Genomic DNA, 25,598 nt, shown 5'->3' on the forward strand with positions numbered 1-25,598 from the left:
TACCATCTAGGTCTAAAGCATGATTTTCAGTTAACAAATATATTTGTAAACTTTCAATGATTGACTTAACTACTTTGAATGTTTTCATATAAGAGAAATTTATGAAAAAAACTAATAGTCACATAATCTTACCTCCTGCAAAACGATATAAACTATTTGTGCTTATGTTTGCATTGTCGATGTCTACAAGCCATTACAGTTATTCACAGCAAATAACTGAATCGCAAGAGTCTGCTAATAAAAAACACCTACTTGAGTTAGAGCGACAATATAAAATACTAATTCAGCAGGGAAAGGAGATTGAAAAATTAAAACGTTCAATTAAAAAGCAAAGTTCAAAAATCAATCAACAGAATAAGAATTCTCCCAAAAACAAAAACGCCCAACAAGCTAGCAATCAAGTTACGAATAACAAAAAACGTAAAGTTTCGCCTGTCATTAATAAGCCGGTAGGTAAAGCGCCACCTAAAAAAGCTACCCGCATTGATGTCTCAGCTATACCTAAATTAAGTACTAATAATAGCGGCGTACTTACAAAATCAGGTACTTTAATAATAGAGCCAAGGTTAGGTTATTCATACACAGATACTAACCGTGTATTTCTAGATGCTTATTCTTTTCTACCTGCACTCGTGGTTGGTGTGATCGACCTTAGAGAAATAAAGCGTCATACCGTTGTTGGTAGTCTCGGTGCTCGATATGGTGTGACTGATCGATGGGAGGTCGACATGAAACTTTCTTACATTGGCCGAAATGACAGTCAGCGCTCTCGCCCAATAAGCATAGGAGTTAGTGAGGATGACATATTTACAGCAAGTGGTAGTGATATGGGTGATATTGAATTGTCTACACGTTATCAGCTTAACTCTGGCGCAGATGGCGGAGCAATTTATGTTTTTAACCTTGTTGCCACAATCCCAACAGGTACAAGTCCATTCGATGTTGAGTATGTAGAATCAACACCAGGAACTGTTTTCCCTACAGAGTTACCAACAGGCTCTGGATACTACAGTGTTCAACCTAGTTTAACTGCAATCTACGCGACGGACCCTGGTGTGCTTTTTGGTAATATAAGCTACGGCAATAACTTAAAAACCGATGAAGAGGTAGGGGAAGTTAATCCCGGTGATAGCATAGGGTTTAGCTTTGGCTTAGGTCTGTCATTAAATGAACGTACTTCTATGAGCTTAAGTTACTCACATAAACATGTATTAAAATCCAAAATTGATAACTTTAAAATTAACGGTAGTGCGCTTGATATTGGCCAACTGATTATTGGCTATTCATTCAACTATACAAAACAAACAAACATTAATTTATCATTGAATATTGGCGTTACTGATGATGCTCCAGATATCAGACTTAACTTCAGGCTTCCAATGGTGTTTTAATTCGATATATTTAAAGCAACACTTTGTTTATAGCCATTTCGTTTAGAATTCAGTTGGAATCAACTACACCTCAAGAAAAGTAGACCAATAATAAACATAATTATTCAATGTTAACTTAGTCTAAAGCTACTTCAAACATTTCTACCCGTACTTCGGGGAGTAGAGCAAATAATACTCAGCCCATACAATGCATAGAATTTCTTTTTAAGTTTTAAAGGAATAATCATTTATCAAAAATGTGTATTGATTATGAGTCGCTCAGAGATTATCAATCTAACACTTTCAAGTGGAAGGATTATACCCGTTACCATTCAAAGTGCAGGATTTCAGGGGGAATTAAAATGACTTTAGGCAAGACAAATAATTTAAGCAATTCACTCTATGCCTTGTTTATTTAACGCCGAATAAAGTCATTTTAAACCCATCGAAGAAGCGCTTGAGCAACATCACTTCATCGTTGCTGTGATTTATAATGACGCTACATGGATGTAGCTTATTAGAGAATGCAGGAGCAATTCTCCTGAATAACCATTATTTCATCACAGCGCCTTGAATTGAAATTTATCAAGCACTCTGAAACCTGTATCTTGATTGGTGACGGGCATATAGAAACGTCATATTATCAGTGGGTTAACCTTGTGGTTAATGGTTAATGGTTACAGGCAATGAGTGTAAATTATAAAATTGGCTATCACTTGGCGTTAAGTTAATATTATCTAAGTTTTTTATATCAATGTTGATGTTGTTGATCGTTTGAAGTAATTGGTTGTCTAGATCATTTTGTACTACTGACTTAAATAAGGTATTAGATAATCCAGGGATATTTAGTTTTCCGTTCTTAACTAAGTTCTGATTATTTGCAGTTTGAAAATATGAGCTAGAGGTCTCTTGACCATTTCTAAATATACGCTTTTCAAAACTGATATCAACAATGACACCATTAGATAATATAAATCCTCCTCGTGAAAAAGCTAACTTTTTGTCCGATACCTTAAGCCATTTTTCTTTATCTAGAGGTGCCTTAAAAGCTACATATTCTATGCTTGCAGCAGACACTAAACATGACCCAGTCATGATTATAAATGCCATAACTATACATAGGTTCTTTAAAAGCATGACCGAGTTTATATTCATCTAAATATCCTAAATGTTAAATCAGAAATCAATTGCTGAAGGTTGCAGTACATTAAATAGTGCTAAACTAGAATGATCCACGGCTAAGCCTAAATTAGCCTTCACTCGTAACTTCCACTCTTCCTGCGTTTGGTAATGATTAGAGGCAATGTCCTTTTTGTCTTGAATAACAAAAAGAATTTGCTTGTTCCACATTTTTTCAAATTCTGCTCTGCTATAGACTTTAATACCGATGGCAGGATCACCAACTAATACTTCCTTTTCATCACTGCCTTTGATAATAACAAAGTGCATATAACCTTTATTATTAATAATAGTTATTGCCGGGATTTCAGCTTTTGCAAGCTGATTTAAACTTATTTTAAAACCATTAGATCTATAACCTCGACGTGATAAATAGAGTTTCATATCAAACAACGAGAAGCCTTCTTTCTGTATTTTATTTTGATTACCATGGCTATACATATCTTTAAAGACTTTAAACTCATCAACAACATCGTCATAATGAAAAGACAACAAACTTGCCAAAGTGGCAGAACCACAACTAAAGTCGTATTGTTGTTTATAGATAGTTTTGAAACGCCGCTCTTTGATGCTTGAAACATTTACTGAAAATTCGCCTCCACTAAACCCCCCGCCTAAATTAACAGTGCCTGCATGTGCAGACATTATTTGCATTAGCATTATTGCTATTAGCGGGAAAAATACCGTAAACATTCTACTCATAATGAAACCTTTACTCAGGAGTTATTGTAATAGTAATTATAGTCGAGTCTTGAATGATGACATTATTCCCCGTATTTTGAATAATCGAAAATACTCCACTTGCATCATTAAACGAGCCTTGATCTATGATGTTATATCCAGTAACACTGTTGTTAACACCATTATTGGTAAGCTCGGCTCCTAAGTTCGCATTGCTAGTAACATCGACGACTCCACCAAGGCCTCGGATTTGATCTAATTCTTCAAGCAATACAGGCGCAACATCAATTATCGTAATGTCTATAACATCTTCGGCAAAGGTTTTGTTGCTCATTATAATTAATAAGATAAGTAACATTAATAGACGAGTACTTTGATATAGCTTTTTCATAGCCCTTATCCTTATAGGAAGTTGCTGACATAATGCCAGCAACTTTTAACGTCATTTTACATAAACCTTAACGTGTCGGTGTACCTACCTATTATTGGTTTACATCAACATTCCCTTGAAATGATACCTGTTGTTGAGTTAAAGCATTATTTCCAAGATTTTGTACATTTTGGTTAATACCAGCGGTACCATTAAAGGCATCGGTCATATTGTTGCTTTGTGACATTGTAGAAGCACCACCAAAGTTATATGACACGTTATTATCAGCAACTGTACCTGTTAATGAAGATTCATTAACACTGTATGTTGTAGTCGCTGTGCCGCCGTTATTTGCTGAAGATGTTCCCCATCCATCAGCCCAAGCACTACTGTTGTCGCTATTGTCGCTGTTATCGCTATTGTCGCTGTTATCAACCGTGGCGGTACTGCCATTATTCGCTGAAGCGGCTTGATCACTCGCATCAGCATAACTATTGTCACTGTTGTCTGAGTTATCACTATTATCTGAGTTATCAACGGTAGCTACTCCACCATTGTTGGCAGCTGCAGACCCCATGGCATTTGCATTAGCCATGCTCTTATCAGAGTTATCCGAATTATTACTATTGTCTGAATTATTGCTGTTATCCGAGTTATCCGAGTTATCTGAATTATTTGAATTGTCATTACCATTATCTGAAATGGCTAAGTCAAGATCATTGCTGTTATCAGAGTTGTCCGAATTATTGCTGTTATCAGAATTATCCGAGTTATCTGAATTATTTGAATTGTCATTACCATTATCTGAAATGGCTAGATCAAGATCATTGCTGTTATCAGAATTATCAGTATTGTCGCTGTTATCCGAATTATTCGAGTTATCCGAGTTATCCGAATTATCATTAGCATTATCTGAAATAGCAACATCTACATCATCACTATTAGTGCTGTTATCCGAGTTATTCGAGTTATCCGAATCATCCGAGTTATCCGAGTTATCCGAATTATCATTAGCATTATCTGAAATAGCAACATCTACATCATCACTATTAGTGCTGTTATCCGAGTTATTCGAAGCATCCGAGTTATCCGAGTTATCCGAGTTATTCGAGTTATCCGAATCATCCGAGTTATCCGAGTTATCCGAATTATCATTAGCATTATCTGAAATAGCAACATCTACATCATCACTATTAGTGCTGTTATCCGAGTTATCCGAATCATCCGAGTTATCCGAGTTATCCGAGTTATTCGAGTTATCCGAATCATCCGAGTTATCCGAGTTATCCGAATTATCATTAGCATTATCTGAAATAGCAACATCTACATCATCACTATTAGTGCTGTTATCCGAGTTATCCGAAGCATCCGAGTTATCCGAGTTATCCGAATCATCCGAGTTATCCGAGTTATCCGAATTATCATTAGCGTTATCTGAAATAGCAACATCTACATCATCACTATTAGTGCTGTTATCCGAGTTATCCGAATCATCCGAATTATCGGAGTTGTTGGTATTATCGGAATTGTTGCTGTTGTCATCGTTGTCTGCAGTACTGTTGTCGTCGTTATCAGCAACACTGTTATCTGAGTTGTTATTAGCTGAGTTGTCGGTAGTTACAGTCGAGTTATCATTTGCTGCGGAGGAACCATTGTCCGCTTCATTTGCCAATGCTAAATTGGCTGCAGAACTAAGTATTAGGGCAATACTTACTGCTAGTATGTTTTTGTTAAAAAGTTTCATATTTTACACTCCACTAAGAATTATTTAGTAACTATTAATCTACTTGAAACATCTAAAACGCTATTAAGAAAGAGAAATCTAACGTTACAAGAAAAATAGTGACACCTTAAACGTCCATATAAAGCGTGTATGCCTATATAAAAAGCGTTAATCCATATCTGATTAACATATATCTGAATGCACCGGCTTTGTATTCACTGTGAATAATAGTTCACGGCTAACTTAAAATTCCATTAAAGACACATCAAAAAACACTTAAAAAAGAATCTAAACATCTTGATTTTTGAAATGATTTTATTAAATAAAAAGTAATTAACCGTAGGGGATTGTTGAAATTTTTACGATAAAAATAATTAGGGATGATTGTGTATGAGGTTAGATTATCTGTCAGTATTTTTTACACTTATTTTTAATGCGCCATCTGTGCTAAAGAGTGAATCAATTAAGCGATTGTATTAATAATAGAAATTATTTTAGGCGTAAATATTGCTTGTTTTTTAAACATATGATTAAAAATAATTTTTTAACAACAGATTAACTTTTCCTGTAGGCCTTCTCTGCAGCCGTTAAATCTTGTTTCCGGAGTAAGTTAAATTATTAGATTATTTACGTCATTTAAAATGAGAAAAAGGACTTAAATATGCAATGTTTTCAGCATGACAATAGTATGCTCATAATTTCCAATGATAGCTTTATCATTGGCTTATTAACGGGATATTGTGTTGCTAATCACTTCACCCTCAAATGCATACCTCACTCTAAACCTCTATATACTAACGGTGACCATCCTAAGTTTAATTTAATTATTATAGACTTACGTGAACTGACACCCTCTTTAATTGAAGACCACTTAGAATCGTTAAACAATATCCATCATCAATATTCCATTCCTATTTGTGCCATACATAACAGAAATAGAATGCCACTTCATCGACTACTACCTTGGCTCAATTATTATAAAGACGAAACCTTTATTGAAAAACTCGACGATTATATTAATAAATACATTATCAATTTCACCCATGTCTTTGATGAAAGAAGAAATTATAACCGTAGATTAGGAGATGACCGACGTACAATATTAGGCACAATTAACTCTTTTTCATCCAAACAACTTAATGGGACCGCTAAGTTACTTAATCCCGATGTAGAACTTGAATTATTAGGTCTTTTTAAAATAGATAAAGATTGTCAAAATGTTTATTTAAAAGGAAAAAACTTAGAGCTTACTACCAAGGAATTTAAACTTTTTAAATTGTTAGCTGAAGAGCCTGAACGTGTATGTACGACCGAAAAGTTGATCACTCATTTATGGCCGAATAGAGGTCGTGCAAATAAATCTGATCTTTATCAATACATGCATTTATTAAGAAAGAAAGTTGAACTTGACCCAGATAATCCACATTGGATCATAACGATTAAAGGTGTTGGTTATAAATTACATATCTAGGTATTTTACTTACAAAAACGCAATTCTAGTGTGTCTAGTGGCTGAGTTGAGAGAGTTACTTATGATAGGTTGATGTTGTCATTTTATGATAGGACTAAAAGCATCGTGCTTAAAAGAATTTGAGCCTTTTCATGGCTATATTACAGCGATTAAATAAGGGAGTAATCTCATTTAATCGCTGAGTCTACAAATGAAATGGCTCACAAACTCAGAAAAGTAAATCTGCATATAGTCTGAGATATATTAGCGAACAGTGTATTAGCAAAGAGTGTTAATCCTGCTCTTTTTTAGTCGCATCTTCAATTTGATCTGGTGTTAACTTCTTGCGTTTAATAATTTTCATTGCGCCAGCATCCTCTATATCAAGGAAAGTTTTCTTAATAACTTTTCTTGGTTTGTTCGACACAGCTTTTTTATCTTTAGCAACACTAACTTTAGCTTTTACTGCTTTTTCTTTTTTCGGTTTTAAGCCTTTAAACTTAACTTTAATACCTTCAACTTTAGTAAAGCTGATTTTTTGTTGTAGAAAAGCTTCTACGTTTTTAAGACTTAGCCAATCATTTGGTCCGACTAATGAAATAGCATCACCTTTCGTTCCTGCACGACCGGTACGGCCAATACGGTGAACAAACTCTTCCGTATGCTTTGGCATATCAAAATTGATTACATGCGATACATTGATTAAATCAAGGCCACGTGAGGCTAAATCTGTCGTTACCAATATTTTATGTTGGCCTTTAGAAAAGCTTTCCATAATTTGATTACGTTGACCTTGGTTTAACTCACCACTTAAAGCAACAGCATTAAGATTTTGCTCAGTAAGTAGTTTAGCTAAACGATCAGTATCACTTCGTGTTGCAGTAAATATAATGATTTGTTGTGATTTCTCAGTGACTAAGAAGTGCTGTAATAGTGCTTCTTTTTGCGTGAGATTATCGGCAAGGTAAAAGCGTTTAGCAATATCTACGTGCTCACTATGCCCAGCATTAATAGCAATTCGTTTAGGCTTAGTAAGCAATTCAGTGGCAAACTCATTCACTTGCGCGTGATCTAAGGTTGCTGAAAACAGTAACGTTTGACGTTTACGATGATCGGCAGCCTTATTTATTTGAGTTAGCTCTTTACTAAAACCTAAATCAAGCATGCGATCAGCTTCATCTAAAATCAGTAGCTCTAAACCATTTAAATGGAAGTGACCTTGCGTTAAATGATCTGCTAAGCGTCCAGGTGTTGCAACAATAAACTCAGGCTCTTTCTGCAAAACTTTTACTTGGTCGTTAAAGTTTTCACCACCTAAAATTAATACCGCTTTATATTGAGTATTCGCCGTAAACAAACGCAGTTGACTAAAAACTTGTTTAGCTAATTCACGTGTTGGCGTTAAAATTACCACACGTGGATCACGCTTTGACAGAGCACGATTTTTACTTAATCGCTGTAAAGCAGGAATAATAAACGCTAACGTTTTACCTGAACCTGTTTTAGACGAAGCAATTAAATCATGCCCCGCCATTGCCGCAGGAATCGCCTGTTGCTGAATTTGTGTTGGTTCGTTAAAACCCATATGCTCAATGGTACTCATTAAAGCACTGTCTAAACCAAAATCACTAAATTGCACTCGGCATTCTCCTAAACGTATTTAAAGTGGTTAAACTAATCATTAAAGATGTCATTAACCAGCTGCAATTCTTGCTTCAACGACAACTAAAGCTTGTTCAATTCTTTCTATTACTTTGCTTTGGTCTAACAAAGCTAAGGTAATATCAAGTGATGGTGAGTTACCGCCACCTGTTGCCGCAACACGTAATGGCATACCAACTTTACCCATACCCAGCTCTAATTCTACTGCTGTATCGTTAATTGCTGCGTGAATAGGCTCTGGTGACCAATCAGTTAATGCTGCTAGCTTTTCTTTAACTAATATCATTGGCTCTTTAACAACTGGACGTAAATGTTTTTTAACCGCTTTTGCATCAAGTTCAGTGAAATCTTCATAGAAATAACGAGAAATATCAGCCATTTCTTTAAGGGTTTTTACACGATCAGCCTGAATTCTAACAACATCAGCTAAAGCAGGACCATTCTCGGTATTAATGCCTTGATCAGCCATATGCCATGCAAGATGCTCAGCTACGTAAGCTGGATCCATCGTTTTCATATAATGCTGATTTACCCAAATTAATTTATCGGTATTAAAACCAGACGGAGCACGATTACAATCCTTTAAATCAAATAATTCAATCATTTCTTCACGAGAAAAAATTTCTTGATCGCCATGTGACCAACCTAAACGTACTAAATAGTTTAGAAGTGCTTCAGGTAAAAAACCATCATCTCGATACTGCATAACACCAACGGCGCCATGGCGTTTAGATAAACGCTTACCATCATCACCTAAAATCATTGGGATATGTGCGTACTGAGGTACATCTGCACCTAATGCTCTAAGAATGTTGATTTGTTTAGGGGTATTACTAACATGATCATCTCCACGAACAACATGAGAAACTTTCATATCCCAGTCATCAACAACAACGGTTAAGTTATAAGTTGGTGTGCCGTCAGAGCGAGCAATGATCAAATCATCTAATTGCCCATTGCTAATAGCAATATCACCTTTAACCATATCTTTAATGATAACGTCGCCTTCAAGCGGATTTTTAAAACGAATTACAAACGGTTTGTCTGCTGGGTGATCGGTACGATCACGCCATAAGCCATTGTATTTTTCTATTTCGCCTTTTGCTTTAGCTTCTTCACGCATCGCATCTACTTCTTCGCTGGTGCTATAACAACGATAAGCATTACCTGAGGCAATTAATTGTTCTATTGCTTCGTTATAACGGTCAAAACGTTCAGTTTGAAAGTATGGACCATGTGTCCACTCAAGGTTTAACCAGTTCATTCCATCCATAATGGCATCAACTGACGCTTGGGTTGAACGCTCTAGGTCGGTATCTTCTATGCGAAGAATAAAATCACCGCCATTTTTCTTGGCGTATAACCAGCTATACAAAGCAGTACGAGCACCGCCAACATGTAGGTATCCTGTTGGGCTTGGGGCAAAACGTGTTGTTAAAGTCATAAGAATCTCTAAAGGGTGTCACTAACAGCGCCTATTTGGCGACATCAGGAGTATAAATCGAAAAATTGCCCGCATTTTAACACCGCACTTAAGTTAATTCATCACTTTGATGTAATTAAATAGTTTATCTTTGCAATGGGCATTAATGGGTAGAGGAATGACCAATAATTATTGATTTTTTGAGGTGGAGATGCAGGCTAAATAGCTACAAATAATAATTAATGGGTGTAGAAAAATATATGTACGGGAATATGAAGATAAACAAATTTTTTAACTGAATAATATTGAGGTAATACTAAAAGAAAATAAGAATAAAGAATGGTGGACGATACTGGGCTTGAACCAGTGACCCCCGCCTTGTAAGGGCGGTGCTCTCCCAACTGAGCTAATCGTCCATTTTAGTTTTAATTCTTTATGGATAAAGAATGGTGGACGATACTGGGCTTGAACCAGTGACCCCCGCCTTGTAAGGGCGGTGCTCTCCCAACTGAGCTAATCGTCCATTTAGTTTTAATTCTTTATGGAAAAGAATGGTGGACATTATTTGCAAGAACAGGCTTGAACCTAGTCTGCGTATAAAATCACAATACACTTTATAAAAAAATAAAGTGGTGGACGATACTGGGCTTGAACCAGTGACCCCCGCCTTGTAAGGGCGGTGCTCTCCCAACTGAGCTAATCGTCCATTTTAGTTTTAATTCTTTATGGAAAAGAATGGTGGACAATATTTGCAAGAACAGGCTTGAACCTAGTCTGCGTATAAAATCACAATACACTTTATAAAACATAAAGTGGTGGACGATACTGGGCTTGAACCAGTGACCCCCGCCTTGTAAGGGCGGTGCTCTCCCAACTGAGCTAATCGTCCATTTTAGTTTTAATTCTTTATGGAAAAGAATGGTGGACAATATTTGCAAGAACAGGCTTGAACCTACTCTGCGTATAAAGTCACAATACACTTTATAAAAACATAAAGTGGTGGACGATACTGGGCTTGAACCAGTGACCCCCGCCTTGTAAGGGCGGTGCTCTCCCAACTGAGCTAATCGTCCATTTAGTTTTAATTCTTTATGGAAAGAATGGTGGACATTAGTTGCAAGAATTGGCTTGAACCTATTCTGCGTATAAAGTCACAATATACTTTGTAAAAACAAAGTGGTGGACGATACTGGGCTTGAACCAGTGACCCCCGCCTTGTAAGGGCGGTGCTCTCCCAACTGAGCTAATCGTCCGTCTCTTCGGGGGCGTATTATAGGCAGTTCGCAAAAGCTGTCAACAGAAAAGCTATAAGTTTCTAATTTTTTTTTCAAAAAATCATGCGCTTGATTTATTTTCAGCCATAACGCTGCATTAATACACATTAAAAATTACTTTTAACGTACTTAAGTTCATAAAACTAAAATGGATGACCTATCATCAACCAAGTACTTGTTCCTTCCTTTGAACGAGTGAAGTCTAATCGCACTACAATACCTGCGGTTAGGGCTCTTAATGAGACACCAACGTCTGATTTCCAGTCAGATAATAAAGTATCTCGATGAAAAGTAGGTGAAACTCTTCCTCCTTCAACATACAAAACCGTTTGAAACCAATCAAGATTTAGAAATCGTAACCATCGTACATTTTCTGTGGGATTATAATCTAAGGTCATACGATACTCGGCTGTAGCATAAACAACCGCTTTATCATGGAAGCGGTTTTGCCTAAACCCTCGCAAGCGATACATCCCCCCTAATGTTGCCCCCTCAAGAAAAGGAGCATGATTAATGACCTGGTTATTTCCAGCTTCATCATAAATAACCTCCCAACTTGGTGAGTAACCCAACCAAGCGTTGAGCGCGATAATATTTTGTTTCGCAAATGAACTTTTCCCTAAAGAAAAATATTTACTCACTTCCACCTCAACAAAGTCCCAGCGCTCTTTTGATTCTAACCATTCAGGATTATAACTATAAGCGATATATTGTGAGCTCCCTCTGCTAGGGTTAGCTGGAAAGTCCGTATTGTCGTAAAACATACCTAATTCAAGCGCATGAACTGCACCAGAAAGCTCACCCTCTTCATTTATATATTGCTGATAACGATTGAATTGCCTAGCAATAATGATACTAGTACCGGTGATTAGCGGGTTCCAATCAGCTGGTTCGGTTTCATCTTTTAATAACCCGCCCGCTAATTGATAACGAGCCATACTTTGCTCTTTAGCATCTCCCCAAGGCAGAACATACTCTAAACTCACCTCCCACCAATTACTTGAGCCGCTGGCTTGAATAAAGTCGTCAAAACTTGAGTCATTAGACCCTGCCCTAGGCGCTGATGTATATTTCTCTGGCAAAGGTGAGTATGCACGTAATAGTGGAAAGTTCCCCATCATACCAATAGCGCTAAAAAAAAAGCGTTTACTGTCAAAAACGCGATAGTTCCAAAGCCCTGCCCCTAAACCTTTAGTCTCCTCACCGCCATAAACGGTTCCTCCCATAGTCATTTGTTTTTGATATAGGCCAGAAGCCATAGCTCCTACACCGACAACTAAACCTAAGTCATCAGTACTAAAAGCATAGGGTAATACTAAACTTTCACGCATTTTAGTATTTTCTAGTCGCTGCACTGAGTACTTAACCTTACTCGGTGGCTTAGCGTGCACAGCAGTATTAAAAAACAGCCACTGCGTACTAACTAAAATAAGAAAAAGTAAACTGTGTGAATTTAGAGGTGTAACACTGTTTTTCATTTAGACACTAGATCCATCATCTAATTAGTTTTTGGCATATGAGCTTCATCAAATTTAATTCTCAATGCTTTGGCCCATTTTCTGATCATACGCTTCGCATCTGCACGATTAGATACACGATTTGCCCACTGATGATAACTATTATCTCCTGCGACCGCAGTGTTAACAGCACGGGCTAATATTTCGCCACTGACACCGTCATAAAGCTCAATAAATAAGGTCGCTTGTCCTGCATCATCGGCATAGGTTTTTACGTTTATCGCTGATCTCATATCGGGGGCTGAAACATCTAAATTGATAATGGCAGGTCTTACAACTAAGGTTTTAGAACTTACTTTATCAACGAGAGAAAAGTTAGCATCTTTACCAAACTCCTCTTTAAAGACTTCATCAAATAATTCAGCCATTTCAGCTTTCATACGTATTACATCAGCATCATTTATCCGTGTCGATAATGAGACCTGATCTCTATTGTAATCGCGCTTCCAGTTCTTTTTAAAAGCAACTGCACTAGGGAGTATTTGTACTTTGTCATACTCTGAAAAATCAACACCTTCCTTTTTATAAGCAACCGTTGAGCGTGTTGATTTTTTCAACTCCATGCCTTCTGGCGAGACTTGAGGTGCATTGGTTGGGTTGGTAGAATTACAACCAATAACCAATGATGCGGCTAAAGCGATAAAGCTCAATTTAAGACCTTGTTGTTTAGTCATTTTTATTCCTTATATTTTAATTACTTAGTTAATACTAGATTAATAATAGATTTGTATTAACTAAGGCTTCCTGTTTATTTATGCTGTTATTATTAATTATCCAAATAAATAAGCTATCTACCTCGTCGAGCGTTGCCCATTGGCTGATGACCACCTCGCGACATATTACCCATTTGTCGGCCATGTAAATCACGATTCATCGTTTTGTGATCAAATGAACGGTTATTAGGTTTTTGCCTATTTATTTGCTGGTTACGCTGTTGTTGATTTGGAAAAGAGGGAGAGTTCAGTGTTCCCTGTTTTGGCACCGTCTTCCAGTTTTTATTACTACGATTTTGCCACTGACCATTTTCGTGACGCACAACACCACCACGTTTATCGGCATAAACATTATTCGCTCGCTTCGGAGAGACTTTTGCTCTGTTTATTTTTCCTGTCGATGGTTGTTTGATTGCATTACGCTTTTTATTGACACCTTGATTGTATAGATTATTAGTTCGATGACCCTGTGCGATTCTTCCTCCAGTCCTATTCGTTGGATTGGCGGCAATTCTTTTCTTTGCATGATCACGATTTGCAATACTCACCGAGTTGCCAATATTCACATTGCCATTAATGTTTATGTTGGTATTTCCTCGATAACCACCGCCATAATATCGACCACAACAGGGTCTTGGATGGTGGTGATAACCACCGCCCCATACCACGCCAACTCTAAAGAATGGGCTGCCCCAACTTACGCCAACATTCCAGCCAGTCCATGGGTTATAACCTACATGTAATCCCCACGTTGGTGGTCTAGGGTAATACCAACCGCCAACATAATAAGGTGGGTAATACCAACCAGTACCATAAATAGGCACACCATAATATGGATATGACCACATATAACCTGGGGTGTAACCGACATACACAACGTCAGGTGTAGAGTCATAAACGGTGACATAAGTGGTGTTATACATAGGTGAGCTAGGCGGAATTTGAGCTATCGCTTCTTGAGGAATATCATCGGCAACTTGCCAAGGCCCTTTAGCCTTTGAGGCAACAAACCAAACACCATTATCAACTGCATAATATTTACCCGAGATTTTAAGTACTTGCGCTGAAGTATTAGTTGCATATTCAACTTGGGTATTAGCTATTTTCTCGAAAATAGGTTCGCCGTCGTAATTTACCGTCAGCTTAGCTTCACTACGTTTAATTGCAGCGGTTTGAGGAATTTGTGCATCTAATACCGCTTGTTCAGCCTCATCAGTCCCTGCAATGGATGTTCTTATGCCACCAATAGCAGATTCAGGTGGGATTTCTTTGAAACTTTGCGGTAACTTATCACCACGAACAAAAACCCAAGGACCTTGTTCACTTTTACTGCTAAACCAACGACCTGATAACAGCAAATACATATCACCACTGGCAAGTTCACGTAACCAAGGTGTTTCGGTATTTTCAACATAGAGTAATTTACCACCCACTAAACTCGTCCAATTCGCTTTACCATCAGAAACAACCAGTTCAGTCGGCTTAGTTGCCGTTACAATATTAGGCGCTGAAATGACTTGTGGTGTGTCGCTTTGTTCTTCTTCTTTTGGAATTAACGCTTTAAGATCAGCAGGAGGATTAGCTAATATTGACCAAGGTCCTAACGCTGTTGATGCTTGGTACCATAGATGCCCACTGGTTAAGTAAAACTTTGCTTGGTTTTTTTTCTTTATTACCGCCAGTGGTGTATTTAATGCCCGCTGATAGTCACTGTTATCAATATCTCTAAAAACAGGATCACCATCGTAGCTAAGCAATACTGACAAAATACTTGTAAACTGTATTATTGGTGGGTCATTTTTAATCGTGGCGAGGCTTTCTTTTATTTGCTCTGCACTGGTTAAACTGGCGGTCAATTTAGATAACGAAGCGGTAAATGAAGAGTTGGCTAATTGTGCATCAACAAATTGACTAAACTGCTTTTCATCTGATTCTGTTGAATCAGGCCAGCCTACTTTAGTCACTTTTAATTGGTTAATAGTGACTGTATTTTCACTGCGATCTGTCGCTATTTTGGCCGAAAACCAAAATACGCCAAAAATGGGATTGGGGTTGTCTTTTAATTCAAGTGACATTGCCGCCCGCCCAGTCAGAATATTACCCTTAAGCTTTTCAGGCTGAGGTTGATAAACGACTATAGTACCACGATCACCAGATAGCTCTTGTGGCCAATCTTCAGCAAAGCTAGTTAAAGAAAAAAGGAGTAAAAAGCATGCTATGAAGCATCTACTAATAACTCTTAGTATGGGTACATTAAGGCTAAGTTTCATCATACAATCCTGTATTGTGTGCGGGTTAATGTAAAAAAATTGTCAGTATGTTAATATCGCCTGAAATAATGCCGCTGTAAATATAATTACATTAAAATTAAGCCGGTAACTACTTATATACACTAGGAATATCTATGAAAGCCCCTTTATATACTGACATTCTTGCTATTTGCCAAGAAATTGCTAACGCTTCAAACACCGATAATGATGAGTTAAGGCTAGCCAGTTGTAAAAAATTACAAGTGCTTTGTGCAACAAACCAAGACTCACCAAAAGATCACCCTCTACAATGGGAAGCACTTGCTGACTTTACCGAAGATGGTGAGCAAGCTATGGATATTTATGAAGTAGCCTTAGCAACGGCTGAAAAATTAGCATTACCAGTTTTTACTGCATCCGCATATTTAGCAATGGCGCTACGCCAAGTTGAATTTGAAGAGAAAGAACAAGCACTAATTTTTGCTAATAAAGCTAACGACGTTGCTCAATCCATTGAAAGCGAAGAATTAAAAACTGAAATAACTGAACTTTTATCTCAATTAACACAAGAATAAATCTCAGTTTATTATCGAGAAATATATGTCAGAAAGTTACTTAGTTATTGAATTAAACCATCAACCGGTAGAATTATGTAAGTTATTAAAAATAGCAAATTTAGTCAGTGGTGGCGGTGAAGCAAAAGTCGTTATCAGTGAAGGCTATGTTTTACTAAATGGTGAAGTGGAATACCAAAAGCGTAAAAAAGTTTATCATGAAGATGTGATTGAGTTTAATGGTGAAGTAGTTCAGTTACTTATCAATGAAGAGCTCACTGAGGCAGAAGTTATCCCTGAAAGTCTAGAAGAAAGCATCACTCCAGCGGTTAGTGAAGTTACGACTAAAAGTCCAACTAAAACAACTAACGAACAGAGCAATTATGTTTCAAAGGCTAAAACACCTCAGAAAAAAGCTAGGCCTAATAAAAAACAAGCTAAAAGTGATTTTATTGCTCAGCCACAAGATATTGAAATAGTTAAAGTACCAAGAAAAAGAAAACCTATTTCATTTTAATTATTAACGATATAAGTTCTTTTAATCATTGATAAATAAACGTTAATGAAAGCCATTTTAACAATCATTAACGTTTAAAACATATTTACAGTACTTTTTCCCAAAACAACGCCTTACCTGTTTTTTCATCTAACTCATAACCAGTAAAGCCTAACTTTCTGTAAGCATTTTGCGCGACTGTATTACCCTCTAATACTTCAAGAGTTAATTTACAGTAACCACGTTTACGCGATATTTTTTCTACTTCACAAAACAATTTTTGACTTAACCCCAAACCTCGGTATTCTTTTAATACACCGCAATCATGGATATTAAGTAACGGTTTGCACTTAAACGTAGAAAACCCTTCAACGCAATTAAGTATTCCCGCGGGTTTACCGTCGACATAACAAAGTAATGTTAAAAAATCACTTCGTTTTGCTAAAGTCGCCACTAAATTTTGCTGCGTATGCTCTGTTAGCGCTTCGCCGCCACCCATAGGGTCAAGAGCATAGGCATTTAATAGCATCACTAAATCTTTACCGTGTTGCTCGTTATGGTAATCTGCTTGAATTAGAGTTATTTTCACACTACTTCCTTTGTTAATTTTTTAATGGACGAACTATACGCATAATATGAATATGATATTGTGTCAATATACTCGTTACCATTCACAGTGCATGTTTTCAGAGGGAATTAAAATGACTTTAGGCAAGAAGAATGATTTAAACATAATCATTCTATGCTTTGATTATTTGACGCAGTATAAAGTCATTTAAAACCCATCAAAGAAGCGCTTGCGCAACATCACTTCATCGTTGCTGTGATTTATAATGGCGCTACATGGATGGTGTTATTAGAGAATGCAGGAGCATATTCTCCTGAATAACCATTATTTCATCACAGCGCCTTGAATTAAAATAGCTCAAGCACTCTGAAACCAGCATATTGATTGGTGAGTATATAAAGCTTTCATTAAATAAAAATCAAAAATTTTGTTCTCTCAGTGAGGTGAATAAGTACCTTTCAAACGATTACCATTCTAAAAGGCTTTCATCGTTAGTTTTATTCTCCTTTATTTGTCCTAGCTTTTGTAAATAAACGACTAAAAAAGTCCATAAACCGTCACATTAATAACTTTGATGTAACTAAGTCATAAATATTACATATATTACTTTTTCATAAGCTAGCCCCCTGATAGAATGTCGCCAATTATACTTATCCCTATTTTACGGAAATTTTTACGATGCGTACCAGTCAATATTTACTGTCTACTCTTAAAGAAACCCCTGCTAACGCAGAAGTGATCAGTCATCAGTTGATGTTACGAGCAGGACTTGTTCGTAATCTAGCCTCTGGGTTATATACATGGCTTCCAACTGGTTTGCGTGTTTTGAAAAAAGTAGAACAAATTGTTCGTGAAGAAATGCAACGCGCTGGTGGTAATGAGATATTGATGCCTATGGTGCAACCTGCTGACCTTTGGCAAGAGTCAGGTCGGTTAGATGACTATGGTCCAGAGTTATTACGCATAAATGACCGTCATAAACGTCCTTTTGTTTTAGGTCCAACGCATGAAGAAGTTGTCACAAAATTAGTAGCTAATGAACTTAGTAGCTATAAACAACTACCGTTAAATGTTTTTCAAATTCAATCAAAATTTCGCGACGAAATACGACCTCGCTTTGGCGTGATGCGTGGCCGTGAATTTTTAATGAAAGATGCTTACTCTTTTCATTTAGAAGATGAATGTTTAGAAAAAACGTATCAAATTATGTTTGATGCTTATTGCCGTATCTTTGAACGTTTAGAATTAAATTTCCGTCCGGTTCTAGCCGACACAGGTTCAATTGGTGGTGAGAAGTCACATGAATTCCATGTACTTGCTGACTCAGGTGAAGATGATATCGCTTTTAGTGATGCAAGTGATTTTGCAGCAAACATTGAAAAAGCTGAAGCATTAGCGCCAGCAGGTGAACGTGCAGAGCCAACGCAAACGTTAACTAAAGTAGCTACACCAAATGTTAAAAGCATGGATGACTTAGTACAGTGTTTATCTGTTGATTTGAAAACAACAGTAAAGACACTCTTAGTTGTTGGAGCAACGGTAGAAGGTGAAGCTGAAACAGTTGTTGCCCTTGTGCTTCGTGGTGATCATCAGCTTAATGAAATTAAAGCAGAACATTTACCACAAGTAGCGACACCAATTACATTTGCTAGCGAAGAGCAAATTTTAGCCGCTGCTAATTGTAATGCCGGCTCTATTGGTCCTGTTGGCTTAAACATTGAAGTAATTGTTGATCGCAGTGCTGCTCACTTAAGTGATTTTGTTTGTGGTGCCAATGAAGATGACGCACATTTAACTGGTGTAAACTGGCAACGTGATTGTAACGAAATCAGCGTACATGATATCCGTAACGTCGTTGCTGGTGATCCAAGCCCATGCGGTCAAGGTAACATTGAAATAAAACGTGGTATTGAAGTAGGTCATATTTTCCAGTTAGGCCGTAAATATGCAGAAGCAATGAACTGTGCAGTTCTCAATGAAGGTGGTAAAAACCAAACATTGACTATGGGTTGCTACGGTATTGGTGTTTCTCGTATTGTTGCTGCTGCTATAGAACAAAATCACGATAAATACGGTATCAAATGGCCTAAAGCTATTGCACCATTTCAAGTGGCGATTGTGCCAATGAATATGGCAAAATCAGCACGCGTAAAAGAAACAGCCGAAGCATTATATGAATCGTTAAATCAAGCGGGTATTGAAGTATTATTTGATGACAGAAAAGAACGCCCTGGTGTTATGTTTGCTGATCATGAATTAATGGGAACGCCATTATTGCTTATCATTGGTGAGCGTAATTTAGATGCTCAGCAGATTGAGCTTAAAAACCGTATTACTGGTGAAAAGTCACTTATTGCTATTGATGAAGTTATGTCTTTATTTAATTAACAATGCAATTATTTATATTATTGACTAAGTAAAGTAAAAGGGGCTGTTGCCCCTTTTTTGTTGTTCAAACTATACTGATTTTAATCGCACTATATTCTTACCTTCCGCAGCAATACCATTAATGGCAAACAAAGAACATTCCTCGTTACTTCATCCTCCCAGTTTATTGAGTATAATATTGGCTAGTTTTAGCTATAAATAGACACTATTGAGTGAAAAACCTTTCATTCTTGTCAGGTCTTTGGTCGCTGCACTATTAATAAAAGTAAATGCGTTGTTACAATATGCCTTTTATCTATAAAATAAGATAAATTATCATAAATAAAACCAAAATAAGACTTTCAAAACAGTACATTATTAGCAACAATGAGATGTTCTCTTTTTTCCATTTTACTTAAGAAGTTACTAACTCATGAAAGCTATTACCAAGTCATCTAAATTACATAATGTTTGTTACGATATTAGAGGACAAGTAGCCGTCGAGGCGAAACGCCTTGAAGATGAAGGTCATAAAATTCTTAAGTTAAATATTGGTAACCCCGCCCCTTTTGGCTTTGAAGCCCCTGATGATATTTTAAAAGATGTTATCCATAACTTACCTAACTCACAGGGTTATTCCGAATCTCAAGGAATTTACTCTGCCAGAGTTGCTGTCATGCAATATTTTCAGCAGCAAGGTATTAAAGATGTCATGGTCGATGATATCTTTATTGGTAATGGCGTCAGTGAACTGATTGTGATGGCAATGCAAGCATTACTTGATAATGGCGACGAAGTATTGATCCCTGCACCCGATTATCCATTATGGACTGCAGCAGTATCACTTTCAGGCGGTAAACCTGTGCATTATCGATGTGATGAGCAGAATCATTGGTTTCCAGATCTAGAAGATATGGAAAGTAAAATTACAAAAAAAACCAAAGCCATTGTATTGATCAACCCTAATAATCCAACTGGTGCGGTTTATTCAGAAGAGGTTTTACACGCTATAATTGCCCTAGCAAGGAAACATGGTCTAATAATTTATAGCGATGAGATCTACGATAAAATTCTTTATGATGAAGCTAAACATGTCCCAACTGCTGCATTAGCGACAGATGTGTTTATCATTACACTGGGTGGTTTATCAAAAAATTATCGTATTGCTGGCTTTAGAGCGGGTTGGATGGTCATTTCTGGTCCAAAATTACATGCTGAAGACTATATTAAAGGCATAAAATTACTCTCATCTATGCGAATGTGCGCCAATGTACCGAGCCAACACGCCATACAAACTGCATTAGGTGGTTACCAAAGTATTAATGAATTAATTCGTGATGACGGCCGTTTAATTAAGCAACGTAATGTTGCTTACAAAATGATTAATGATATTGATGGTTTATCATGTAACCCTGCCATGGGTGCTTTATATCTATTTGTTAAAGTAGATAATAAAAAATTCAATATCACCAACGATGAACGCATGGTTTTAGACTTACTAAAACAAGAAAAGATACTATTAGTTCATGGTCGAGCTTTTAATGTTAAAGAGCATAATTATTTTCGTTTAGTCTTTTTACCTCATGTTGATGAGTTAATTCCTGCTCTTGAAAAGTTAAAAAGCTTTTTTGCTAGCTATAAACAAGTTCAGCCGAGTAAATCAGCATAATCATTAATAGCGAGGACACATTATGCAAAGTTCATTTCTAGCCTGGATGTTTCGCATGCCATTAATTAAACGATGGTCATTAATGTTTTGTGTTAAACCAGAAAATATTGCGGAACACTCACATCAGGTTGCCATTGTTGCTCATTTACTGGCTGTCATTAAAAATAAAAAATTTAATGGCAACATCAATGCCGATAAAATATCAACTATTGCCATGTATCATGAAGCCAGTGAAACCCGATACGGCGATATTGTTAATCCAACAAAGTATGCAAATAAAGAGATAGCTAGAGAATTTAAAAAGATTGAATTATTAGCAGAGCAAGAATGTTTAGCCTCACTTCCTGATGAACTTCAAGAACTATTTAGCGATATTATCGTACAAGATAACGTCTCAGAAGAATACAAAACGATTGTTAAAGCTGCTGATATCATTGTCGCTTATATTAAAGCCCTAGATGAGATTAATCATAAGAATCCAGAGTTTGATCATGTTGAGCAACGATTAGCGATAAAAATATCTGAATTAAAAGAAAACATGCCTGAAGTAGAATACTTTATTGATACCTTTATGGCTGCTTGTTTGGCCACTGTAGATAAGTTATCAAAAGAATAATGTTCACGGTCAATTTCCTTAAGATAAATTGGCCTATTTCATTATATTGAATCGATACACTTCCTCACAACGCTTTATTCCCCAATATCGACTATTGCTTCTTCTGGATTTTATACATCTAGGTTAGTACTAAGATCCCCTTTTAAGAGAGTCGCCAGCTTCAACACTTAATACACTAACTTATCACTATCATTAACGTTAAGAGCTAAGTGTCTGGTGAACTCACAATACAGTGTATATAACGTTATTTTATGCAAAAAAAAACGGCTAAGCCGTTTTTTTGTACATCATAGTATAACTTTATGAATTATTTAAACTGGTTCACTACTTTGATAACAATTTCATTCAATGTTGCTGATGGTGTTTCTTTATCTTCTGAAGATAAACGTTTAGTAGCCCAACCATGCCAAGCTGGTTGATGATTTTTAACATCATAAACATCAATAGCTAACTTACCCTCAGTATATTGTCTAACACTCGTTTCTGTACCCATTGACATAGTACCGTAGTAGCCACGGCCGCCATAATAACCGCGTCCCCAACCAAATCCGCTGTTATATGTTGCTGGATAGCTATTTACTTTAATTTTATCACGACTACCTACTGTATAAGAAATAGCAAAATCAGCATTTTCAGCGTTATCAACTAATCGGTAACCTTTAGCAATAAAAGCGTCTTCGATACTCTTATCAACTCTTTCTTTCATAACAGGGTTAATATCAACAGGTGCCGCCATGATCTTAGCATTAGTTAACCAAGCAAAGGTTTTATAGTTAATAGTTTCAATTTCAGTGTTCTTATCAAAATTAACTTTAGCTGAATTTGTCGCACAACCTGCGGTAAAAACAATTAAGCTGGTAATTACTAATAATTTGATTGGGTTCATATCTGTTCCATTTTTTGTAAGACCAAAGTTATAAATCTATAGGCCTACGATATAATATTACAGTTAATATAAATCATAATACGTTACTAATACAGACAAAACAGTGATTTAAATTGTTTTCAATTCTAACAAATTGTAAACAACAGCATAGCTATCAAACATAAAAACAAGCCGTCAATATGCAACTTAAACTTTAAATAGCACTTTATTTGCTGTTTTGTATTTATTGGTTGACACAAGTAGTGAAAGTCTTTAAAAATAGTACTAATTAAAATATTTAAGTTTTTGTAAGATTGTATGATTTTTAAAACAACTATCCTCAATGTCGTCCTCATAGTCGTAGTGGTACTTTCACCATTAGCGGGGATAGCTTGTGCTTAGCAAAAACGATTAAGCAGAATATCAAAAAACCCTCGCTCTTTTTAAGACCGAGGGTTTTTTATTTGCTCAACATTAATTTACTCAATTTAAGAACAACACATTATTTACATTAAAACAGGTCTAAAAATCAAGGTGATGGTATGACAACAGAACTTTTTACTGGTGCAGAAATGGTAGTTAAATCACTATCGGCACTGAAAGTTAAATACATTTTCGGCTACCCCGGTGGGTCCGTTTTAGATATCTATGACGCTATATTTCAACAAGATGAAATTGAACATATATTAGTTCGTCATGAACAAGCAGCCACTCATATGGCCGATGGTTATACGAGAGCAACGGGTGAAGTTGGTGTTGTATTAGCAACGTCAGGCCCAGGAGCAACTAACTGCGTTACGGGTATTGCGACTGCTTATATGGACTCAATTCCTATGGTAGTGCTTGCAGGTCAAGTTGCTACTTCACTTATCGGTAACGATGCATTTCAGGAAACTGATATCGTCGGTTGTACGCGTCCTATCATTAAGCATAGCTTTAGCTGTAGAAGCTTGGCAGACATCCCAGATGCCATATCGAAAGCTTTTTATATAGCAAGCACGGGTAGACCGGGTCCCGTTGTTGTCGAACTGCCAAAAGATATTTTGATTCCTCAAAATAAAGGGCCATTTACTATCGAAACAGATATTAAAATACGCTCTTATAACCCTAATATTAAGGGGCACCCGAAACAAATCAAAAAAGCGGCACAAACGATTTCTAATGCCAAAAGACTGGTAGTGTATTCGGGTGGTGGTATTGTTTTAGCTGATGCATCTGAATTACTCACTAAGTTAGTTGAGACATTAAAAGCGCCCATTACTAATACATTAATGGGGCTGGGTGGTATTTCAGGAACCCACAAACAGTTTATTGGTATGTTGGGTATGCATGGTAGTTTAGAAGCGAATAAGAGCATGGCGAATGCTGATGTTATTTTAGCACTTGGTGCACGTTTTGATGACAGGGTTACTAATAATGTCGAGAAATTTTGCCCTAACGCCACTATCGTTCATGTTGACATTGACCCAACCTCAATCTCAAAAACGATTAATGCTCATATCCCTATTGTTGGTTTAGTCGATGTGGTTATGCAGCAGTTATTAGATGAATTAACTGATATTAACTTCTCACCAGATGAAGCGGCATTGAGCCAATGGTGGCAACAAATAAACTTATGGCGCAATGTAAAAAGCATTAGCTATGAGCAAGATGAAAATGAAATGATAAAACCTCAGCGAGTTGTTGAGGCGTTATATAAAATAACAGAGGGTGATGCATACGTTTGCTCAGATGTTGGTCAACACCAGATGTTTGCAGCACAATACTACCCTTTTGCTAAACCACGCCGATGGATTAACTCCGGTGGTGCAGGCACTATGGGCTTTGGATTACCAGCAGCAATGGGCGTAAAGTTAGCCTATCCAGACAAACATGTTGTTTGTATTACTGGTGATGGTTCAATTCAAATGAACATCCAAGAGCTTTCTACCTGTTCACAATATAATCTACCCGTCGTTATTGTCACTCTTAACAATCGCTCACTAGGTATGGTACGCCAATGGCAGGATATGGTTTATGGTGGTCGTCATTCATCTTCCTACATGGAATCCCTTCCTGATTTTGTTAAAATCGCCGAAGCTTATGGTCATGTTGGTATTCAGATTGACACCTTAGATGAATTAGAAGAAAAATTAACACAAGCTTTTACTATCAAAGATCGTTTAGTGTTTGTCGATGTCATGGTGGATGAGAAAGAACATGTTTACCCAATGCAAATACGTACGGGTGCAATTGATGAAATGTGGTTAAAAAAAGGGGTTAAATCATAATGCGTAGAATTTTAGCGATTTTGATGGAGAATGAACCTGGTTCACTATCACGTATTGTTGGCTTATTCTCTCAACGTGCTTTTAATATTGAAAGTTTAACCGTTGCGCCAACTGATGATAATAGCTTATCTCGAATGACCATTGCGACTAAGGGTGATGACAAAGTATTAGAGCAAATTGTTAAACAAGTAAATAAGCTGATTGATGTGATTAAAATCACTGATATTACCGATAGAAAACACATTGAACGTGAATTACTCTTAGTAAAAGTGGCGGCTATGAATGATAAGTCACGTACTGAGGTAACACGGATAACGGATATATTTCGCGGTAATATTATAGATATTGGCAAGCAAGTTTATACTGTTCAACTTACCGGTGATGCGGAAAAACTTAATGCCTTTATTAATGCCTTACAAAACGAGACTGAAATTATTGAGTCGGCTCGTTCAGGTTGTGTTGGTATGGCACGTGGCGATCAAGCTTTACGGATTTAACTAAAAACACACGAAAAAAGAGGCTTTTAGCCTCTTTTTTTTGTTTTTTTACTAAACTGATGTGTTCGTAAAGTAATAAAATTGA

General features: G+C 36.8%; 20 protein-coding genes and 6 tRNA genes. 9 read left to right on the forward strand and 17 right to left on the reverse strand.

What is annotated here, in order from left to right; translation table 11 throughout:
- The first annotated feature begins 101 nt into the window (after window positions 1-101).
- A complete protein-coding gene (locus CPS_RS14350; protein WP_011043990.1) occupies window positions 102-1,391 on the forward strand; it encodes a transporter in 1,290 nt (429 codons plus the stop codon).
- 642 nt (window positions 1,392-2,033) lie between these two features.
- Here CPS_RS14350 and CPS_RS22945 read toward each other — a convergent pair.
- The 4 genes from CPS_RS22945 to CPS_RS14370 all read right to left on the reverse strand — a co-directional run bounded on the left by CPS_RS22945 (window position 2,034) and on the right by CPS_RS14370 (window position 5,344).
- Window positions 2,034-2,480 carry a hypothetical protein gene (locus CPS_RS22945; RefSeq protein WP_138140298.1) on the reverse strand — a complete coding sequence of 149 codons (447 nt, stop codon included), beginning with the start codon at window positions 2,478-2,480 and terminating at the stop codon, window positions 2,034-2,036.
- 66 nt (window positions 2,481-2,546) lie between these two features.
- On the reverse strand, window positions 2,547-3,251 hold the full coding sequence (locus CPS_RS14360; protein WP_232769136.1) for a C39 family peptidase: 705 nt from the start codon (window positions 3,249-3,251) through the stop codon (window positions 2,547-2,549).
- Between the two features lie 10 nt (window positions 3,252-3,261).
- Window positions 3,262-3,621, reverse strand: a complete 360-nt coding sequence (locus CPS_RS14365) for a hypothetical protein (RefSeq protein WP_011043994.1) — start codon at window positions 3,619-3,621, stop codon at window positions 3,262-3,264.
- Window positions 3,622-3,712: 91 nt separating this feature from the next.
- Entirely contained in the window at window positions 3,713-5,344 is a 1,632-nt protein-coding gene (locus CPS_RS14370; RefSeq protein ID WP_041737059.1) for a hypothetical protein, read from the reverse strand.
- A 667-nt stretch (window positions 5,345-6,011) separates the two neighbouring features.
- On the opposite strand from CPS_RS14370, the gene CPS_RS14375 reads away from it, so the two are divergent.
- Window positions 6,012-6,794, forward strand: a complete 783-nt coding sequence (locus CPS_RS14375) for a winged helix-turn-helix domain-containing protein (protein ID WP_238383548.1) — start codon at window positions 6,012-6,014, stop codon at window positions 6,792-6,794.
- Window positions 6,795-7,065: 271 nt separating this feature from the next.
- Here the strand turns inward: CPS_RS14375 and CPS_RS14380 are convergent, their stop codons facing one another.
- The 11 genes from CPS_RS14380 to CPS_RS14430 form a co-directional block, all read right to left on the reverse strand.
- On the reverse strand, window positions 7,066-8,412 hold the full coding sequence (locus tag CPS_RS14380; protein ID WP_011043998.1) for a DEAD/DEAH box helicase: 1,347 nt from the start codon (window positions 8,410-8,412) through the stop codon (window positions 7,066-7,068).
- Between the two features lie 54 nt (window positions 8,413-8,466).
- Window positions 8,467-9,879 (reverse strand): glutamate--tRNA ligase, encoded by a 1,413-nt coding sequence (gene gltX, locus CPS_RS14385; protein WP_011043999.1) that lies wholly within the window; start codon window positions 9,877-9,879, stop codon window positions 8,467-8,469.
- A 319-nt stretch (window positions 9,880-10,198) separates the two neighbouring features.
- A tRNA-Val gene (locus tag CPS_RS14390) sits at window positions 10,199-10,274 on the reverse strand.
- A 31-nt stretch (window positions 10,275-10,305) separates the two neighbouring features.
- Window positions 10,306-10,381, reverse strand: a tRNA-Val gene (locus CPS_RS14395).
- Window positions 10,382-10,488: 107 nt separating this feature from the next.
- Window positions 10,489-10,564: transfer RNA gene (locus CPS_RS14400), tRNA-Val, on the reverse strand.
- Between the two features lie 107 nt (window positions 10,565-10,671).
- Window positions 10,672-10,747, reverse strand: a tRNA-Val gene (locus CPS_RS14405).
- Window positions 10,748-10,855: 108 nt separating this feature from the next.
- Window positions 10,856-10,931: transfer RNA gene (locus CPS_RS14410), tRNA-Val, on the reverse strand.
- A 104-nt stretch (window positions 10,932-11,035) separates the two neighbouring features.
- A tRNA-Val gene (locus CPS_RS14415) sits at window positions 11,036-11,111 on the reverse strand.
- Window positions 11,112-11,275: 164 nt separating this feature from the next.
- On the reverse strand, window positions 11,276-12,610 hold the full coding sequence (locus tag CPS_RS14420; RefSeq protein ID WP_011044001.1) for a BamA/TamA family outer membrane protein: 1,335 nt from the start codon (window positions 12,608-12,610) through the stop codon (window positions 11,276-11,278).
- Window positions 12,611-12,630: 20 nt separating this feature from the next.
- Window positions 12,631-13,323 carry a DUF3313 family protein gene (locus CPS_RS14425; protein ID WP_011044002.1) on the reverse strand — a complete coding sequence of 231 codons (693 nt, stop codon included), beginning with the start codon at window positions 13,321-13,323 and terminating at the stop codon, window positions 12,631-12,633.
- A gap of 113 nt (window positions 13,324-13,436) precedes the next feature.
- The gene (locus CPS_RS14430) at window positions 13,437-15,635 is read right to left on the reverse strand and encodes a carbohydrate-binding family V/XII (protein WP_187148275.1); all 2,199 of its coding nucleotides are present in this window, start codon (window positions 15,633-15,635) and stop codon (window positions 13,437-13,439) included.
- A gap of 131 nt (window positions 15,636-15,766) precedes the next feature.
- Here CPS_RS14430 and CPS_RS14435 point away from each other — a divergent pair, with 131 nt between their 5' ends.
- On the forward strand, window positions 15,767-16,186 hold the full coding sequence (locus CPS_RS14435; protein WP_011044004.1) for a hypothetical protein: 420 nt from the start codon (window positions 15,767-15,769) through the stop codon (window positions 16,184-16,186).
- 25 nt (window positions 16,187-16,211) lie between these two features.
- A complete protein-coding gene (locus tag CPS_RS14440; protein ID WP_011044005.1) occupies window positions 16,212-16,682 on the forward strand; it encodes an RNA-binding S4 domain-containing protein in 471 nt (156 codons plus the stop codon).
- Between the two features lie 85 nt (window positions 16,683-16,767).
- Here CPS_RS14440 and CPS_RS14445 read toward each other — a convergent pair whose 3' ends face one another.
- Entirely contained in the window at window positions 16,768-17,250 is a 483-nt protein-coding gene (locus CPS_RS14445) for a GNAT family N-acetyltransferase (protein WP_011044006.1), read from the reverse strand.
- 657 nt (window positions 17,251-17,907) lie between these two features.
- On the opposite strand from CPS_RS14445, the gene CPS_RS14450 reads away from it, so the two are divergent.
- The 3 genes from CPS_RS14450 to yfbR all read left to right on the forward strand — a co-directional run bounded on the left by CPS_RS14450 (window position 17,908) and on the right by yfbR (window position 21,881).
- Window positions 17,908-19,617 (forward strand): proline--tRNA ligase, encoded by a 1,710-nt coding sequence (locus CPS_RS14450; RefSeq protein WP_011044007.1) that lies wholly within the window; start codon window positions 17,908-17,910, stop codon window positions 19,615-19,617.
- 412 nt (window positions 19,618-20,029) lie between these two features.
- Window positions 20,030-21,265, forward strand: a complete 1,236-nt coding sequence (locus CPS_RS14455; RefSeq protein ID WP_011044009.1) for a pyridoxal phosphate-dependent aminotransferase — start codon at window positions 20,030-20,032, stop codon at window positions 21,263-21,265.
- Between the two features lie 22 nt (window positions 21,266-21,287).
- Window positions 21,288-21,881 carry a 5'-deoxynucleotidase gene (yfbR, locus tag CPS_RS14460; RefSeq protein ID WP_011044010.1) on the forward strand — a complete coding sequence of 198 codons (594 nt, stop codon included), beginning with the start codon at window positions 21,288-21,290 and terminating at the stop codon, window positions 21,879-21,881.
- Window positions 21,882-22,188: 307 nt separating this feature from the next.
- Here yfbR and CPS_RS14465 read toward each other — a convergent pair whose 3' ends face one another.
- On the reverse strand, window positions 22,189-22,767 hold the full coding sequence (locus CPS_RS14465; RefSeq protein WP_011044011.1) for a DUF4136 domain-containing protein: 579 nt from the start codon (window positions 22,765-22,767) through the stop codon (window positions 22,189-22,191).
- A gap of 521 nt (window positions 22,768-23,288) precedes the next feature.
- Here CPS_RS14465 and CPS_RS14470 point away from each other — a divergent pair.
- Complete coding sequence (locus CPS_RS14470) at window positions 23,289-25,016, forward strand: acetolactate synthase 3 large subunit (protein ID WP_011044013.1); 1,728 nt, start codon at window positions 23,289-23,291, stop codon at window positions 25,014-25,016.
- Complete coding sequence (ilvN, locus tag CPS_RS14475) at window positions 25,016-25,513, forward strand: acetolactate synthase small subunit (RefSeq protein ID WP_011044014.1); 498 nt, start codon at window positions 25,016-25,018, stop codon at window positions 25,511-25,513. The genes CPS_RS14470 and ilvN overlap by 1 nt, the downstream gene beginning before the upstream one ends.
- The last annotated feature ends 85 nt before the right edge of the window (window positions 25,514-25,598 follow it).

The sequence above is a fragment of the Colwellia psychrerythraea 34H genome, from assembly GCF_000012325.1.
Lineage (GTDB): Bacteria > Pseudomonadota > Gammaproteobacteria > Enterobacterales > Alteromonadaceae > Colwellia > Colwellia psychrerythraea_A.